The organism is Streptomyces sp. NPDC005281, from assembly GCF_040607495.1.
Classification (GTDB): domain Bacteria; phylum Actinomycetota; class Actinomycetes; order Streptomycetales; family Streptomycetaceae; genus Streptomyces.
In genome coordinates this window covers 1-1,826 of record NZ_JBEXGX010000095.1, presented here as the reverse complement: position 1 = coordinate 1,826, position 1,826 = coordinate 1, and the positions used below count along the sequence as shown (strand labels likewise).

Annotated in this window: 1 protein-coding gene and 2 pseudogenes; 2 read left to right on the top strand and 1 reads right to left on the bottom strand. The window is 71.0% G+C overall.

From position 1 onward, the window contains the following. The first annotated feature begins 144 nt into the window (after positions 1-144). Together ABZV42_RS42180 and ABZV42_RS42175 are read left to right on the top strand one after the other, a co-directional pair. Positions 145-1,278 carry a replication-relaxation family protein gene (locus tag ABZV42_RS42180; RefSeq protein ID WP_356057556.1) on the top strand — a complete coding sequence of 378 codons (1,134 nt, stop codon included), beginning with the start codon at positions 145-147 and terminating at the stop codon, positions 1,276-1,278. Between the two features lie 44 nt (positions 1,279-1,322). Next, positions 1,323-1,556: pseudogene (locus tag ABZV42_RS42175) on the top strand (hypothetical protein); the annotation flags it as partial. 179 nt (positions 1,557-1,735) lie between these two features. On the opposite strand, the pseudogene ABZV42_RS42170 reads toward ABZV42_RS42175, so the two are convergent. After that, positions 1,736-1,826 (bottom strand): annotated as a pseudogene (locus ABZV42_RS42170) (aldehyde dehydrogenase family protein); the annotation flags it as partial.

Below are 1,826 nucleotides of genomic sequence, written 5' to 3'. Positions count from 1 at the left end.
CCCATCCGCATACCTCATACACCACGGGATACAGACACCACTCCCGGCTCATCAGGGCCTTCGAGAAAGATCACCCTAACGAGCCGAAGTCAGTAGCGTCACGGCCTGGCCGTCGACGGCGGCCGCGCCCGGGGTGGTGAAGAGGTGCGCATCCTCACCGCGGCCGGGCTGGCCGCCGCCGCGATCGACCTGGACCGTGAGCCGGAGGAGATGGGCGGCATGCCCAAGAGCGCGGGCCGCTCCGGGGCCTCCCACCCGATGACGGTGAACGAGACGGTCATCGCGCTGATCCGTCCGAAGCCCGACCTCGACCTGGTCGTCGGGGAGCCGGCCGAAGCGGTCGCCGCCGCGCGGGTCGCCGTCGACGCCCCGGACGGGATCGGCACCCTCACCTCCTACGCCACAGAGGTCGCGCTTCCGGTGAAGGGCACCTGGAAGAACCCCGCGATCGGCAGCGCCCGCGCCGACGTTGTTGTGACCGCTCCCGGTGATGGGGTGCCGCTGCTGTTCATCGAGGCCGACAACTGCACCGAGGAAGCCGTCCTCATCGCCGCGAAGTTCGACAAGTACGCCCGGTTTTTCCAGCGGAAGGAGAAGGACACCGACGGCATCGAGAAGCCGATGTGGCGCACCCGCTGGTCCGCGCCCGAGTGGGAGGGATACGAGCGGGTGCACCCTCCGGTCCTGCTCGTCTTCCACCAGGTCGGCAAGCGGTCTGCGAAGAAGCAGATGGCGAAGGTCGCCGGCCTCACCCGCCCCCACTGGCAGGGCCGGTGGCACAGCGAGGGCGGCTACCACTCCTACGACAGCCGTATCCCCATCGTGGCGACCACGCTGGAGCTGCTGCGCGAACACGGCCCGACCGGCCCCGCCTTCTGGCGCTTGGGCCGCAAGGAGCGCCAGCCCCTGCTGGAGGCGATCGGCAACCCGCGCCGCGACGCGGCCCTCGCCCGCCAGCGCCAAGCCGCCCGAGAAGAGCAGCAGCGCCGCGACGAGCAGGAGGCGGCAGAGCGGGAGGCGCGGCGGCCCGTGTGCACGGACTGCGGCCACAAGTTCACCGACGACCGATGGGCGGCGGTCGACGTACGGGCCTGGAACCAGTCGCGCGAGTCGCACCCGCACCTGTGTGAGGACTGCCAGGACCGGGCCGTCGCAGCCAGGCAGCGGGCCGAAGCCGACGAACGCGGGCGCCAGGAGCAGGAGCACCTCCGCGAACAGGCAGAGGAAGAGGTCGCACCGCAGAAGGCCGGCGGTTGGCGCTTCCGCTTCCGCACCTGAGCCGTCAAGCCCGCACTGTCGGCGGTGGCTGGAAGGCTGGTCGGATGAACGCCGATGACGAGCAGCTGCTGCGAGGCCGGGTGTACGGCCACGACCACGACGACCCCAACCCCGGCCCGCTCCCGCACCAGACGTACGCCGTCCTGGTCGGCGGGCCCCTGGACGGACTGCTGCTCGACATCACCGGCTGGCGGCCGGAAGAGATAGACGACGGCGTCGCCCTGACCACCGAGCTGGGGCGGTGGCTCGGCGGGCGTGCGCTGTACGATCCGCGCCCGCCGGGTCTGTCTCGGTGCGTAGGCGGACCGACTCGGTGTACTGCTCGCCGAGGTGCCGCACGCGGGCGTGGAGGATGCGACGCGAGGCAGTGTTCACAGAGGTCCTGCCAGGGAGTGCTGGTGGTGCCCACGGAGTCTTGATCGGAGACCGGCCACACAGAGGAACAGGCCCCAGCCACCGCGCCCGCGAGCCCGTACACGGTGCCGTTGGCGATCCGCAGGGCGTCCTCCTCGTCCTCGTAGCGCAGGATGGACAGGACCGGGCCGAAG